Source organism: Tepidibacter mesophilus, from assembly GCF_002724055.1.
GTDB classification, from domain to species: Bacteria; Bacillota; Clostridia; order Peptostreptococcales; family Peptostreptococcaceae; genus Tepidibacter_A; species Tepidibacter_A mesophilus.
In genome coordinates this window covers 78689-93591 of record NZ_BDQY01000007.1, presented here as the reverse complement: position 1 = coordinate 93591, position 14903 = coordinate 78689, and the positions used below count along the sequence as shown (strand labels likewise).

Below are 14903 nucleotides of genomic sequence, written 5' to 3'. Positions count from 1 at the left end.
GAATTTATTGTTAAGTGTAGAAATTATATAATTTTTTAAACTCTAAATATCCATTTTTTCTTAACTTACATGCAGGGCAATCACCACATCCATTGCCTTTAATTCCATTATAGCAAGTTAAAGTTTCATTTTTAACTATATCAAGTACACCTAAATCGTCTGCTATTTTCCAAGTTTTAGCTTTATCAATCCACATTAATGGAGTATGAATTACAAATTGAAAATCCATAGATAGATTTAATGTAACATTTAAAGATTTTATGAATACATCTCTACAGTCAGGGTATCCACTAAAGTCACTTTGAGATACACCTGTTATAATATGATTTGCTTCTTTTTGCTTTGCAAATATTGCAACAAAAGATAAAAATAATAAGTTTCTTCCATCTACAAATGAATTAGGAGTTCCTTGTGTAGGAGAATCTTTATCTACCTCTATATCTGTTCTTGTTAAAGAATTTGGTGCTAGTTGATTTAATAGATTCAAATCTAAGCAATGATGTTCGATATTATATTTTTTACATATATCTCTAGCACATTCTAATTCTAATTTATGCTTTTGACCATAATCAAATGATACTGCAATAACTTCTTTAAATTTTTTCTTTGCCCAGAATAAACAAGTAGTACTATCTTGACCACCGCTAAATACTACTACAGCTTTATCTTTATTTACTTCTATATTCATATAATATACCTTACCTTTCATTTCATATATACTATTTATACATCATCATTAGGTTGTTTTGTAAAGGTGCGTCAGTTTTAAATTTTCCTCTTAATGTAGTTGTGATTGTTTGTGCATTAGTCTTTTTTATACCTCTAGTTGTCATACATCCATGTTCGCCTTCAATAATAACTGCTACATCGTCAGAATCGGTTATTATCTGTATAATCTCTGCTATATCCGTTCCTATTCTTTCTTGTAGCTGTAATCTACGTCCAACAAGATCAGCAATTCTAGCAATCTTACTAAGGCCAATTACTTTATCTTTTGGAATATATGCAACTGCCACCTTCATATTGTACATTAAAGCTAAATGGTGTTCGCAATGACTAAAAATTTCAATGTTTTTCATAAAAACCATATCATTATTATCCTCGTGTATACTCAAATCATCTTCAAATGTTTTACCAAACATTTCTGCAATGTCTTGATTTGTATAAGATTGCCCTTTGAATACCTCTGCGTACATCTTGGCAACACGTTTAGGAGTATCTTTTAGACCTTCTCTATCTGGATTTTCACCTAAAGCTATTAAAATTCCTCGTATGTGTTTTTCAATTTCTTTTAAATTGATATCCATTGGATTTATACACCTCTTTCATTAGGATTCCATATTATTTTGTGAAGTTGTACTTGTAGAGTAACTTTATTCATATTGTGTTTTTTCATGAATTCAACAATATCAGCCATATGAATGTTGCTAAATACTGGACTTATATATACATTTGTTTTATTTACTAAATTATATTGATCAATTATATACTTGGATTTTTCTAAATCATCAATACTACCGGCTACAAATTTAACTGTATCATTCTTAGTTAAATATTTAAAATTATCAATTAACATTTTATTTTCCATATTACTTGAAGGTAGTTTATAATCCATTGTAAATCTAGGTGGATTTTTTATATCTATAAATTCTTTTAAAGATACACTGCCATTTGTTTCTATTTCAACTAGAAGATTATCATCTTTGGATAATAGATTTAATAATTCTATAAGATTATTTTGAAGTAGAGGTTCACCACCTGTTAATGTAACGTTATTAACTTTAGTAGATTTTATATATTCATATATTTCTTGCTCATTCATTAATTGGTATTCAACATTTTCTTCGTTAGCCCACTTTGTATCACAATAACTGCAATCTAAATTGCATCCTGCAAATCTTATGAATACAGCTAATTGACCAGATAAACGACCTTCACCATTAATACTTACAAACTTTTCAACTACTTTAAAATCCATACTACTTCACCTCACATTCTTCGTACGTAGAGCTATTAGTAGGAGTTTCATAAACAGTAGCTTTTTTTACGTTGTATCCTTTTTCCTTCATATAGTTAAAGAAAAAGAATGAGAAGTTTTCTGCCGTTGGTCTAAATTTAACTTCTAATATTCTAAATCCATCTTGTGATAGACATTGTAAAGTTTCTTTTCTCATAGTATTTTCTTGTATTATTAAGGCATGATCATAGTAATCTACTATTTCTTTAACATCTTTTTTTAAATCTCCAAAATCTATTACCATACCATCTAACTGTCCACCATTAATTAATGACTCTGATTGTACTTCGATTTCTACTCTCCATCTATGACCATGGATATTGCTACATTTTCCCTCATAATTTGCGAGAAAATGAGCACTATCAAAACTGTGTTCTGCTTTTAATATATACATTAATAATTCCTCCTAAATTTACTTCCATAATAGCAGCACCCTATTGCTCCATTGAATTGAGGGTCTTCAACTTGGATGACTTCGTCATAATCTTTTTTCAAATATTCTTTTATAGCAGCGTTGTTAGCAACTCCACCAGTTAAAACTAATTTTCTTCCTTTAAATTTTGTCAAGAGGGGACTTAATCTTTTATATAATGAATGATTAACTCCTGCGCATAAGCTTTCTATACTAACACCCTCAGCTATTTTCCCTATTAATTCAGATTCGGAAAATACGGCACATGTTGAATTTAGCTCTACTGGATTTTGGTACTCTTTACTCATATCATCAATAGATATTTCAAGTACATTTGCCATATTTTCTAAATATCTACCACATGAAGCAGCACATTTTTCATTAAGCTCTAAATCTGTTGTAATTCCTTTTTCAACTTTGACAACTTTAACATCTTGTCCACCTATATCTAGAAGTATAAAATCTTTTAAGCCTGTTTGATAGAATCCACCATAAACATGCGCTTTTATCTCATTTATAGGTGTGAATTTATTTAAATCAGTATTGTTTCTACCATACCCTGTAGATACAGCTATATCAATATCATCTATATTTAATTTATTTAAAGCTACTGTAACTTTACCATCATAATTGCAATAGTCTCTATAAAAAGACATTGTACTAACTTTTAGCTTTTTTATTATTTTATTGTTTTCCATTACAGTAATTTTAACTTCTCGGCTTCCAAGATCTATGCCTAAAATTCTCATTTAATTTTCCTCCTTCAAATCCAACAGCATATCAAGAAAAGCTTCAATTCTAAGTTTTGTCCTAGCATCAAGAGTATTTAACTTATCTCCTTCAATATTAAGAATAGGAATATCTAGTTTTTGTTTTAAAACGATATCTTCAACTGCTCTATAGCAAAAAGCTTGTGTATAATGTATTATTCCATCTAACTTTCTTTCGCTAATCTCATTTTTCAACTCTATGATTCTAAACTCAGTATCATATGGATAGGTGTAATCATAATACTGCTCATATATATTTGCAGCTTTGTCTGCTCTTGGAAAAGCAAATTCTCTTTGAACCTCGTTATATACAAAAGATGCATTGAAGTTTTGAACAAATTCATATATATCATCAGTCATAGGAGGAACACCAAGATAACCTAATCTAAGTTTTTTATTTAGAGGTTGTCTTTTTTTGATGTTAAAAATAACATCTTTAAGTTCAGATTCGAAAGTATCAACATTTCCATTTAAATCACTTAAACTTACTTGATATAAGTGGTTTTCGAAACCACTTGATTTACTATCTATATATGTTAACTTATCAATTTCCTTAGCTAAGTTTCTAATTTTATTTAATCTAGTTCTTATTTTTTCAACTTCTTGTAGATTTACATTAAAAATATCCATGAACTTATCTAGTTCTTTTTTTACATCTTCTTTTTTGTGGCTGTGTGGAAATGAAAAGGGGTATACTTTAATTCCTCTTAATTCTAATACTTCTATAAGAGCTTTTGTATTAGAACAATCCCCTTCCATAACTCCGATTATTTCGTTTATATTATTATCTATACACGCTCCGTAAATTCCTTTTATCCAGGCACACATACTTTTAGGAAAACCATCTCTTTCTGCTATATCAATATAAGTTGAATAGTCTTTAGAAGTTATAAAGAGATTATTTAAATCTATTGGGGTATATCCTGATGCTATGAGTACTTCTACAGGAACTGTAGTTGTTAAACCTATTTTTTTCACTATGTTAAGCCTCCTTATAATTTAAAAAAGGACACAAAAAAAGGGCATAACTGCCCCATAAACAAAAAAACCACCCTAAACGGTAAGTTGGTCCTAGTTTTGTTTATAGACAGGATGGTTACGAACTGTCTTAATTTACATTGTATAAATTATAATAACACTTTTAAGAGTAAATTGGAAGCTTATATATTTAAGAAAAAAATGGATGAGAAGGTAAGGGGGGAAGACTATAATAAAAACTTTTTATAGGAGATTTGGAATGTATTAAAAATAAAAATATGTTATTATAAAGTGAAACTTAATTCAGGTGGAGTTTTAAAACTTTTAGTTTTCGGATAAAATAAAATTTAATGTCATACATTTGTTAAATATATAAAATATAATAATAAATATTGTTAGGAGGAAAAGAATGTTTAAGCTTGATGATTGCGTTGGATTTATAACAAATAAAGTTTCGAAAAAAATTTCGGATGTTTTTAATGAAAAGCTAAGCTATTATGAAGTTACTAGAGGTCAGTGGATAGCTTTATATTTTTTAGGTAAATATGAATATATTAATCAAAGTGAATTAGCCGAAAAGATGGATATAAAAAAATCTACTATGGTAAGGTTAATTGATAGAATGGAAAAAGAAGGGTATGTTAGGCGTGAAAAAGATATAAAAGATAGAAGGATTACATATATATGCTTAACTGAACTGGGAAAGAATAGAAGAGAAGAATTATTACCTTTTGGTGAAGAGTTTAGTAATTTGATTGTCAGAGATATATCTGATGAGGAGATGGAAATATTTAAAAAAGTACTCAATAAATTAGTTGAAAATGCACAAATTAGTGAATAAGTATATTATTCAATATACAATAGTTTGTAAAATTGTGGATAAAAGTGTTGCTTTATTAAATACGTGGTGTTATAATTTAAACAATAATAAGTTGCTAAGCTAATAGTTAGCATAACAACTAAAATGAAATATAGGGGGAATAAAAATGAAAAAAAATCCAAGAGAACTATTGAATGCATTTATGGGAGGACTACAAGATATAGGTCAAACTAATGGAGAACAAGTAAACGCTTTCATGGGATTATTAGGATCAGCTTATAAACCAGGAAAACTTGATACAAAAGCTAAAGAGTTAATAAGTGTAGCTATTGGTGTTTATAATCGTTGTGAATATTGTATAGTGTTCCATGCATATAAAGCCTTAGAAGCTGGAGCTACGCGTGAAGAAATTATGGAGGCTGCAATGGTATCAGTAGCTTTTGGTGGGGGACCTGCCATGGCATACAGTGCAACACTTTTAAAAGATTCAATTGATGAATTTGAAAAAGATTTTAAATAATATTTAAGCATTGAATACAAGGCAGAAGATACTTCGACTGCCTTGTATTTATGTTAAAGGAGGTAGTACTAATGATTGAAATAAAACTTGAACAATTATCTGGAGAGAGTAAGAGTGGAAAAATAGGAAAAATAAAGGTAAAAGTAGGAGATGAAATAAAAGAGGGAGATGTACTGCTTCAAGTTGAATCTCAAAAAGGAAATATCTCTGTAAAATCTAATGCTAATGGTATTATTGAAGAAATTGTAATAGATGAAGGACAGACTATTAATATAGGTGATGTTTTATTTAAAATAGATGGAGTAAAAACTGAAGAAAAATCTGAGACAATAGTTGGTTTTAATTATTTTAATAATCTAATGAAACCTCAAAAAGAAGAAATAGAGGCAGATATAACTATAGTAGGAGCAGGTCCGGGAGGATATGTTGCAGCGATTTATGCAGCAAAGCAAGGTGAAAAAGTTATTATTATTGAAAAAGAACACGTAGGAGGAACTTGCTTAAACCATGGATGTATACCTACAAAAGCTCTTGTACGCTCATCAGAAGTTTACAAAAATATGAAAGAGGCTGACAGTTTTGGTCTTTTTGCTGAGAATGTTTCTGTTAATATGGGAAAAGTTATTAAAAGAAAAGATGATATCAAAAACCAACTTAAAAACGGAATAGAATATTTATTACAAAAACATGATATACAAAAAATTGATGGAACTGGTGAAATTATAGATGAGAATACTGTATTTGTGAAAACAAATAGAACAGAAACAACTATAAAAACTGAAAATATAATAATTGCTACTGGATCACAACCTGCAATTGCTCCTATTAAAGGAATTGATTCTAAGAATGTATTAACAAGTAAGGAAGCTTTAGAAATGACGAATTTACCAAATAAATTAGTAATAATAGGTGGAGGAGTTATAGGAATGGAGTTTGCTTTTATTTATGCAAGCTTTGGAGTGGAAGTTTTTGTTGTTGAATATGCAGATGAAATATTAGATTCTTTAGATAATGATGTATGTGATGAAATAAGTAAAATCGCAAAAGAAAATAAAATCAAATTATATACTAAATCAAAAGTTGAATCAATTGATGAAACTGAAAATGGAGAATGTGTAGTTTCATTTATTAAAGATGGTGAAAGTAAATATATTTCATGTGATAAAGTATTAGTTTCGGTTGGAAGACAACCATATTTTGAAGGATTAGGTATTGAAAAATTAGATATTGAAATGAATGACAATAAAAAAGGTATCAAGGTTAATGAAAAAATGCAGACAAATATATCAAATATTTATGCTATAGGCGATGTTACAAATATAATACAATTAGCTCATGTCGCTTCACACCAAGGTATTATTGCTGTTGATAATATATTAGGTAAAAATAAAACTATTGATTACTCAACAGTTCCGAGTGCTATTTTTACTGAACCTGAAATAGCTGTTGTGGGAATTACTGAAAAAATCGCAAATGAAAAAGGTATAGAAATAGAAATAGGTAAATTCCCTATGTCTGCAAATGGTAAAGCATTGACATTAGGTAAGGCTAAAGGTTTTGTTAAAATAATAAAAGAAAAATCAACAGGAAAAATAATAGGTAGCACGATAATAGGATCACATGCAACCGATTTACTGGCTTCAGTAGCATTGTGCATAAATAATGGACTTACTACAGAGCAAATAACAGAAACTATATTCGCACATCCAACAACTGCAGAATCAATACATGAAGCAGCATTAAACGTAGAAGGTGGTGCTATACACTTTGCATAATAATATGATAACTAGAATAGTATGTTCAAAATCATATAACCCATGGCATAATCTAGCTATTGAAGAATACCTTCTAAAAATAGTTAAAGACAACGAAATGATATTATACCTATGGCAAAATGATAATACAATCGTAATAGGAAGAAATCAAAATCCATGGAAAGAATGTAAGTGTAAAGATTTTGAAGAGGACGGTGGAAAAATAGCTCGTAGATTATCTGGTGGAGGAACTGTTTTTCATGATATGGGTAATTTGAACTTCACTTTTATTATGGATAAAAAGTTATATGATTTAGAAAAACAGTTAAGCGTAATCCTTAAAGCTGTTAACAATTTAGGTATTAATGCTGAATTTTCAGGAAGAAATGATATATTAGTAGGAGAAAGAAAATTCTCAGGAAATGCATTTTATGAAAAGGCAAATTCTTCATATCATCATGGAAGTATACTTGTTGACGCAAATATGGAAAAATTAAGCAAATATCTAAAAGTATCAAAAGAAAAGATTGCTTCTAAAGGGGTTGAATCAGTTCGTTCTAGGGTAGTAAATTTAAAAACTATTAAAGAAGATATAACTATTGAAAATTTAAAAGATAATCTGATAAGTAGTTTTATGGAAATTTATAAAGGCGGATCAAATATAGAGTACATAAAAAACGAACATGATATAAAAGATTTATATGAAAAATATTCTTCTTGGGAGTGGAAATATGGAGAAACTCCTAAGTTTGATATAAATTTTGTTAACAGATTTAAATGGGGAGAAATAGATTTGAATTTGAATTTAAAAAATGGAGATATTGACTCTGTAGTTATTTACTCTGATGCAATGAATAGCACTTTAATTAAAGATATAGAAAATTCATTATTGAAAACACAATTTAAGATGGATTGTATTAGTAAAAAACTAAACAATATTATTTGTAAAACTGATGAAAAAAATATTATTTTTGAAATAAAAGAATGGTTAAAAAGTAAAATTGGATAATATAATAGAACCCCCTAAAAATTAGGGGGTTCTATTATTGTTCGACCTTAAATTTATCTGTTTGTTCTTTTAAGACTTGAGACATTGAATTTAATTCTTCAATACTTGCACCTATTTCTTCAAAAGTACTTACTTGGCCTTCTATAAATGAATTAATTTCTTCAGAAGCAATGGCATTATCTTGAGTTGTTTTTGCTATTTCGTCAATAGCTTTTGCCATATCATTAGAAATTTCAGATTCTTGTTTTGCTAAATTAGAAATCATATAAATTTTATCGGTTGTACTTTGTATAGAATTCAAAATATTTTCAAATATACTATTTGTATCAGTTGCTTTTTGAACACTGATTGTTACGAATTCTTGTCCTGCTTTTATTGAAATATCTGCATTACTTGTTTTTTGTTGAACTTCTTGTATTAATAGGCTTATGTTTTCAGCAGACTTTTTGCTTTCTTCAGCTAGCTTTCGAACTTCATCAGCTACTATAGAAAACCCTCTACCTTGTTCACCTGCTCTTGCTGCTTCAATAGCTGCATTTAAAGCTAAAAGATTTGTTTGTTCTGAAATTGATGTTATTATAGAAATAATTTCGTCTATTTGATTAGATGAAATTTTAAGATCTTCTATAATTGTATAAACTTCATTTGTAGAATCTTTTGCTTTATTAATACTTTCAACAACTTCTTTTATACTATTTGCACCAAGCTTTGCAGATTCTAAGATATTTTTACTACTTTCAGATGCAATTTCAGTTTCATCATAAATGATTTGAGAGCTAGTAGCCAACTCTTCTATACTTGCTGTAGCCTCTTGAACAACACTAGCATTATTTTGAATACTATAGGAAATGTTATTCATCTCACTTGCAATACTTTCTATACCTTGGTTTGCTTCTTCTATAGCAAGTGATACTTGATTAGATGATTCACCTAATATATTAGCATTAGATTTTGTTTGAGAGATCAATACATGTATCTTGTCAACAAATAAATTAAAGTACTTTGCAAGATCTCCTATTTCGTCCTTAGTTGTTTCTTCAAGTCTTTGAGTTAAATCTCCTTCACCTTCAGAGATATCCTTAAGCATATTAGTAGTTTTTATTATTGGATTTGTTATTAAGATTGAAATATATACACCAAATAATAAAGCTACGATAACACTAGTAATAATAGTTATAATAATCATCACTTGTATATTTTTCACGCTTTTTTGTGTTGATTTCATAATATTAGTGTGAACTTCTTCGAGTAATGGCTCAAATTTATGAATTGTATCTCGATATTCTCCTCTTAAGCCATCGCCGCTAGTTAACCCTATTTCTTTATTTATAGAGTGTATTTTAGTAAGTGTATCTTCATAATTATTTATAAGTGATATTAAAGATGAATCATTCGATGAAGTCTTTATTTTAGATAATATTGATAATAATTTATCAAAATATTTTTCATCTGTTGTCGAAAAATATGATTCTTCGTTAATATTAACTTTCAATAATAAAAATTTTATTTCATTGTTTGGTGATAAACTTTCTATTTTACTTTCTATATTATTCAATTCTCCAACTAATCCGTATTCCTCAAAACCTATTGTATGAGTCTTATTAACTACTTGTAGAAAGGTATTATGATATGAATCTACCAATTTTTCCATATCATTTATTTTATTAACATAATCCTTATTTGAATATATTTCTTTGTAATTTTTTATTTTAGCTATTTTATCTTTTAAATCTGTAAAATTTGAGTCGAATGTATCTATGTACTTGCTTTTCTCAGTTTCAAAAAACTGTGGGTTAGTTACTTCTCTTAACAAAAAGTCTTTTTCATTTCTTCTAAGTTCTAGTACCAGAGTATATAGGTTGTCATTATCTAAAAGTAAATTAATTTTAGAATTACTAATATTTCTTATAAAAACTAATGATGTTGCTCCTATAAATATGAAAAAAATTATCATTACTAAAAATGCTGAAAATAATTTTCTTCTTATTTTCCAATCTTTAAATCTTAGCACCATAGTCATTACCTCCAATGATTGTTATTTTAAAACATATAATATAAAAATTATTATTAATTTGATAATTGCATTATTTTTAATTATATATTGGTTTTTTATTATTTACAACTGAATTACTTATTGTGAAAATATTCCGAACTAAATTTGGGTAATTAAAATAAATAATCGTATATGCAAAAACATTAAGAAAAGACTATTAGCTATATAGCTAGTAGTCTTTTTAATACCATACGTTAGCATGAATTGAATTTTATCTTTTGTTTATGTTGTAATCAGTATGATCATTTCCATAGTAGTGAAGTTCACTAGTTAATCTTATTGTATGTCTGTCTTTATTATGTTTGATTTTAACATTTTCGAATCTACCATCGTCCTGTACATCAATCAAATATTGCTGAATTAAATCATCTGCAATTTTATCATCTACTTCATTATATACTTTAAAATATTCTCTCTCTGGAATTTCTAGGGTCAAATCGTACATTCCATCTTCTCTTTTTTTTCTCATTTCTTTTATATCAGTAAACATAATATTCCTCCTAAATTTTAACATGAAATTTTAATTAATATATTAAAACTTTTTCATATTTAAATTATAACCATTTTATAGATTAAAAATTTATTAAACGAATAAAAAAATTCGATTTATGCTGTAGTAGTTTCAGCAATATTAGGAATACGCTAAAAATTAATATAATTTTTTGTGACTAAAATATATAAATATTTACTTAACATTGACAAAAACAATTCTGTGTGTTAGATTTAAAAAAACTAAATAAATCTTCAGGGCAGGGTGAAATTCCCGACCGGTGGTAAAGTCCACGAACCACAATGTGGTTGACTTGGTGAAATTCCAAGACCGACAGTAAAGTCTGGATGGGAGAAGATAAATTAATAAAATAATTCTATTATTAGTTATTATAAGACTAAATTAGCAATTATTTTGAGCAACGGAGTCTGTTAGGACTCGTTGGCGATATGAGCCATGTGTTGTGAATTTTAATTAGATTGTAAGCTCTGAAGATAAATATCTTCAGAGCTTTTTATGTTTATGAAAGTATAAATCTTAGACATTTAGATAATTATGGTAGATATAATGAAACAGATTGTTAATACTAAGGATAATATGAGGTGATTATATGGACAGTAAGTATATGAAAAGAGCGATTGAATTAGCACTTAAAGGTAAAGGATACACTAATCCTAACCCTTTAGTAGGAGCTGTTATTGTAAAAGACGGTAGAATTATTGGAGAAGGATATCATCAATACTACGGTGGAGCACATGCAGAGGTAAATGCTATTAATAGTGCTTTTGAGAATGTTAAAGGAGCGACAATATACGTTACACTAGAGCCATGTTCTCACTTTGGTAAAACACCTCCATGTGCACAACTGCTTATAGATATGAAAATAAAGAAAGTTATTATAGGAATGATGGATCCAAATCCAATAGTAGCAGGAAATGGTATAAAACTTTTAAGAGATCATGGCATAGAAGTTACTGTAGGTGTTTTGGAACAAGAAGTAAAAAAAATGAATGAAGTATTTATTAAATACATAACAACAAAATTACCATTTTGTATTTTAAAAACTGCTATGACACTAGATGGGAAAATAGCAACTAGTATAGGAGATTCGAAGTGGATTACTAATAAAAAATCACGAGAATATGTTCATGAAATAAGGCATCAAGTTTCGGGAATAATGGTTGGTATAGGCACTGTTTTGCAAGATAATCCTTCATTAACTACTAGATTAAAAGATAAAGAAGGTGTAGACCCAATAAGAATTATAGTAGATACAATAGGAAGAATACCTTTAGAATCAAAAGTTTTAAGTCTTAATTCAAAAGCAAAGACAATTATTGCTACAACTAAGAAAGCTGACAAAAATAAACTTAAACTAATTAAAGAAAAAGGAGCACAAATAATTATTACTCCACTAAAAAACAATAAAGTAGATTTGAAGTATCTTATTCAAAAACTTGGAGAAATGGATATTGATAGTATTCTAATAGAAGGTGGTTCTACTTTAAATTATAGTATCTTAAATGAAGGCTGTGTAGACAAGGCAATTACATTTATTGCACCAAAGATTATAGGTGGAGGGAATGCAAAAACTCCAGTAGGTGGTATAGGAATAGAGCATATTAAGAACGCTATAGAATTAGAAAATATTAAAGTGATAATGTTTGAACAAGATATTATGATTGAAGGCTACTTAAGAAAGGAAGAATAATGTATGTTTACTGGATTAATTGAGGAAATAGGAACTGTACATACTATTAAAAAAGGATTAAAGTCAGCTCAGATTACAATAAGTGCAAGTAAAATAATGAATGATGTTAAATTGGGGGATAGTATTAGTACAAATGGTGTTTGTCTGACTGTTGCCGAGTTCACAAAAAATTCGTTTACTGTGGATGTTATGCCTGAGACTATTAGAAGAAGTAATTTAAAAGATTTAAAACATGGTAGTTTAGTGAATTTAGAACGAGCTTTGAAAGTTAAGGATAGATTAGGTGGACATATTGTTTCTGGTCATATAGATGGTGTTGGTAAGATAAAGAAAATAGAAGAAGAAGATAATGCTACATGGGTGTCTATTCAGGCTCCATCAAATATATTGAAATATGTAATTGAAAAAGGTTCTATAGCAATTGATGGTACGAGCTTAACAGTAGCTTATGCTGGAGTAGACATTTTTAAAGTTTCAATAATACCACTGACAAAAGATGAAACTACTTTATTAAGTAAAACAGTTGGAGATGAAGTTAATCTAGAGTGTGACATGATAGGTAAATATATTGAAAGGTTATTATTATTTAAAGAAGATAAAAAAAATGAAAGTAATATAGATTTGAATTTTTTAACCAGAAATGGATTTATATAAGATGAAACTTAACTTAGAATAGGGGTGAATGATTAATGAAATTTAATACTATAGAAGAAGCAATAGAAGATATTCAAAACGGAAAGATGATTGTTGTTGTTGATGATGAGGATCGTGAGAATGAAGGCGATCTTTTAATGGCAGCGGAGAAAGCTACACCACAAGCCATAAACTTTATGGCAAAGTTCGGGAGAGGACTTATTTGCGCTCCTATGTCTAAAGAAAGATTAAATGAACTAGATATTCATTCTATGGTATATAACAATACTGACCCAAAAGAAACTGCTTTTACAGTTTCGGTAGATGCAACAAGTACGACAACGGGAATATCTGCTAAAGAGAGAGCAATGACAATCCAAAAACTGGTAGATAATAAATCTAGTTCAAAAGATTTCACAAGACCGGGACATATCTTTCCATTAGTAGCTAAAGAAGGTGGAGTACTTAAAAGAGCTGGTCATACTGAAGCAGCAGTAGATATAGCTAAACTTGCAGGTTTATATCCAGCAGGAGTAATTTGTGAAATTATGAATGAAGATGGAACGATGGCAAGGGTTCCTGAATTAGTTGAATACACGAAAAAACATGATTTAAAGTTAATAACAATAGCAGATTTAATAGCATATAGAAGAAAAAACGAACTTTTAGTAGAAAGAGTTACTAAAGCTAAATTACCTACAAAATATGGAAACTTTGAAATGGTTGGATATATTAACAAATTGAATGGAGAGCACCATGTTGCATTAGTAAAGGGAAATGTTGATGATGGAAAACCAGTACTTGTTAGAGTTCATTCAGAATGTCTTACTGGTGATGCTTTTGGATCTTTAAGATGTGATTGTGGCGATCAATATGCAGAAGCTATGAAAAAAATTGAAGAAGAAGAAAGAGGAGTGTTATTATACATGCGTCAAGAAGGACGTGGTATTGGACTAATCAATAAAATTAAGGCTTATGCTTTGCAAGATAAAGGAATGGATACTGTAGAAGCTAATTTATCATTGGGATTCCCTGATGATCTTAGAGATTATGGAATAGGAGCTCAAATATTGTGTGATTTAGGAATTAAAGAAGTAAAGCTTATGACGAATAATCCTAAGAAAATATCTAGTCTTTCAGGGTATGGTATAGAAATAGTAGAAAGAGTTCCAATACAGATGAATCACAATGAGAAAAACGAATTTTATCTAAAAACAAAAAAGGATAAGATGGGACACATGTTAAATTTTAAGGAGGGTAAATAATATGAGAGTTTATGAAGGAAAATTAGTTGCAAAAGAGCAGAAGTTTGGAATAATTGTGGGTAGGTTCAATGAATTTATTGGAGGAAAGTTATTGTCGGGTGCTTTAGATGGATTGAAAAGACATGGGGTTGATGAATCAAATATTGAAATAGCTTGGGTTCCAGGTGCTTTTGAAATACCACTTGTTGCTAAAAAGATGGCTAGTTCTAAGAAATATGATGGAGTTATATGCTTAGGAGCAGTTATTAGAGGAGCAACTCCACATTTTGACTATGTTTCAAGTGAAGTAACTAAAGGTATTGCAAGTGTTTCGCTAGATACAGAAATTCCAGTAGTGTTTGGTGTTCTTACTACAGATAATATTGAGCAAGCAATTGAAAGAGCTGGAACAAAGGCAGGTAATAAAGGATATGAAGCTGCTGTAACTGCAATTGAAATGGCAAATTTATTATCAGATTTAGAAGGGTAGCA

Annotated in this window: 16 protein-coding genes and 1 riboswitch; of the genes, 8 read left to right on the top strand and 8 right to left on the bottom strand. The window is 28.9% G+C overall.

Annotated elements, in window-relative coordinates:
* Positions 1-10: 10 nt before the first annotated feature.
* The 6 genes from queC to Tmeso_RS06705 are packed head-to-tail and all read right to left on the bottom strand — an operon-like array spanning position 11 to position 4177.
* The gene (gene queC, locus Tmeso_RS06730; RefSeq protein WP_330400314.1) at positions 11-709 is read right to left on the bottom strand and encodes a 7-cyano-7-deazaguanine synthase QueC; all 699 of its coding nucleotides are present in this window, start codon (positions 707-709) and stop codon (positions 11-13) included.
* Between the two features lie 10 nt (positions 710-719).
* Entirely contained in the window at positions 720-1307 is a 588-nt protein-coding gene (gene folE / locus Tmeso_RS06725) for a GTP cyclohydrolase I FolE (protein WP_099189498.1), read from the bottom strand.
* A 5-nt stretch (positions 1308-1312) separates the two neighbouring features.
* Positions 1313-1978, bottom strand: a complete 666-nt coding sequence (gene queE / locus Tmeso_RS06720) for a putative 7-carboxy-7-deazaguanine synthase QueE (protein ID WP_099189497.1) — start codon at positions 1976-1978, stop codon at positions 1313-1315.
* A 1-nt stretch (position 1979) separates the two neighbouring features.
* The gene (queD, locus tag Tmeso_RS06715; RefSeq protein WP_099189495.1) at positions 1980-2411 is read right to left on the bottom strand and encodes a 6-carboxytetrahydropterin synthase QueD; all 432 of its coding nucleotides are present in this window, start codon (positions 2409-2411) and stop codon (positions 1980-1982) included.
* Positions 2411-3178: an acyl-CoA dehydratase activase gene (locus tag Tmeso_RS06710; RefSeq protein WP_099189492.1), complete on the bottom strand. Its 768-nt coding sequence runs from the start codon at positions 3176-3178 to the stop codon at positions 2411-2413. Before Tmeso_RS06710 ends, queD begins: the two co-directional genes overlap by 1 nt.
* Complete coding sequence (locus Tmeso_RS06705) at positions 3179-4177, bottom strand: 2-hydroxyacyl-CoA dehydratase family protein (protein WP_099189490.1); 999 nt, start codon at positions 4175-4177, stop codon at positions 3179-3181.
* A gap of 409 nt (positions 4178-4586) precedes the next feature.
* On the opposite strand from Tmeso_RS06705, the gene Tmeso_RS06700 reads away from it, so the two are divergent.
* The 4 genes from Tmeso_RS06700 to Tmeso_RS06685 all read left to right on the top strand — a co-directional run bounded on the left by Tmeso_RS06700 (position 4587) and on the right by Tmeso_RS06685 (position 8280).
* Positions 4587-5018 (top strand): MarR family winged helix-turn-helix transcriptional regulator, encoded by a 432-nt coding sequence (locus Tmeso_RS06700; protein ID WP_099189488.1) that lies wholly within the window; start codon positions 4587-4589, stop codon positions 5016-5018.
* 145 nt (positions 5019-5163) lie between these two features.
* The gene (locus Tmeso_RS06695; protein ID WP_099189486.1) at positions 5164-5517 is read left to right on the top strand and encodes a carboxymuconolactone decarboxylase family protein; all 354 of its coding nucleotides are present in this window, start codon (positions 5164-5166) and stop codon (positions 5515-5517) included.
* Positions 5518-5588: 71 nt separating this feature from the next.
* On the top strand, positions 5589-7292 hold the full coding sequence (gene lpdA, locus Tmeso_RS06690) for a dihydrolipoyl dehydrogenase (RefSeq protein ID WP_187296261.1): 1704 nt from the start codon (positions 5589-5591) through the stop codon (positions 7290-7292).
* Positions 7285-8280 carry a lipoate--protein ligase gene (locus Tmeso_RS06685; RefSeq protein WP_099189484.1) on the top strand — a complete coding sequence of 332 codons (996 nt, stop codon included), beginning with the start codon at positions 7285-7287 and terminating at the stop codon, positions 8278-8280. The genes lpdA and Tmeso_RS06685 overlap by 8 nt, the downstream gene beginning before the upstream one ends.
* Before the next feature lie 34 nt (positions 8281-8314).
* On the opposite strand, the gene Tmeso_RS06680 is transcribed toward Tmeso_RS06685, so the two are convergent.
* Together Tmeso_RS06680 and Tmeso_RS06675 are read right to left on the bottom strand one after the other, a co-directional pair.
* The gene (locus tag Tmeso_RS06680; protein WP_187296260.1) at positions 8315-10294 is read right to left on the bottom strand and encodes a methyl-accepting chemotaxis protein; all 1980 of its coding nucleotides are present in this window, start codon (positions 10292-10294) and stop codon (positions 8315-8317) included.
* Positions 10295-10544: 250 nt separating this feature from the next.
* Positions 10545-10823: a hypothetical protein gene (locus tag Tmeso_RS06675; protein ID WP_099189481.1), complete on the bottom strand. Its 279-nt coding sequence runs from the start codon at positions 10821-10823 to the stop codon at positions 10545-10547.
* A gap of 246 nt (positions 10824-11069) precedes the next feature.
* Positions 11070-11186, top strand: a riboswitch (FMN riboswitch).
* Between the two features lie 247 nt (positions 11187-11433).
* On the opposite strand from Tmeso_RS06675, the gene ribD reads away from it, so the two are divergent.
* Genes ribD through ribH form a run of 4 tightly spaced genes read left to right on the top strand, consistent with a single transcriptional unit; the run spans position 11434 to position 14901 of the window.
* Positions 11434-12534, top strand: a complete 1101-nt coding sequence (ribD, locus tag Tmeso_RS06670) for a bifunctional diaminohydroxyphosphoribosylaminopyrimidine deaminase/5-amino-6-(5-phosphoribosylamino)uracil reductase RibD (RefSeq protein ID WP_099189479.1) — start codon at positions 11434-11436, stop codon at positions 12532-12534.
* Between the two features lie 3 nt (positions 12535-12537).
* On the top strand, positions 12538-13188 hold the full coding sequence (locus tag Tmeso_RS06665; protein ID WP_099189477.1) for a riboflavin synthase: 651 nt from the start codon (positions 12538-12540) through the stop codon (positions 13186-13188).
* A gap of 35 nt (positions 13189-13223) precedes the next feature.
* Positions 13224-14432, top strand: a complete 1209-nt coding sequence (locus Tmeso_RS06660) for a bifunctional 3,4-dihydroxy-2-butanone-4-phosphate synthase/GTP cyclohydrolase II (RefSeq protein WP_099189475.1) — start codon at positions 13224-13226, stop codon at positions 14430-14432.
* Position 14433: 1 nt separating this feature from the next.
* Positions 14434-14901, top strand: a complete 468-nt coding sequence (ribH, locus tag Tmeso_RS06655) for a 6,7-dimethyl-8-ribityllumazine synthase (RefSeq protein ID WP_099189473.1) — start codon at positions 14434-14436, stop codon at positions 14899-14901.
* The last annotated feature ends 2 nt before the right edge of the window (positions 14902-14903 follow it).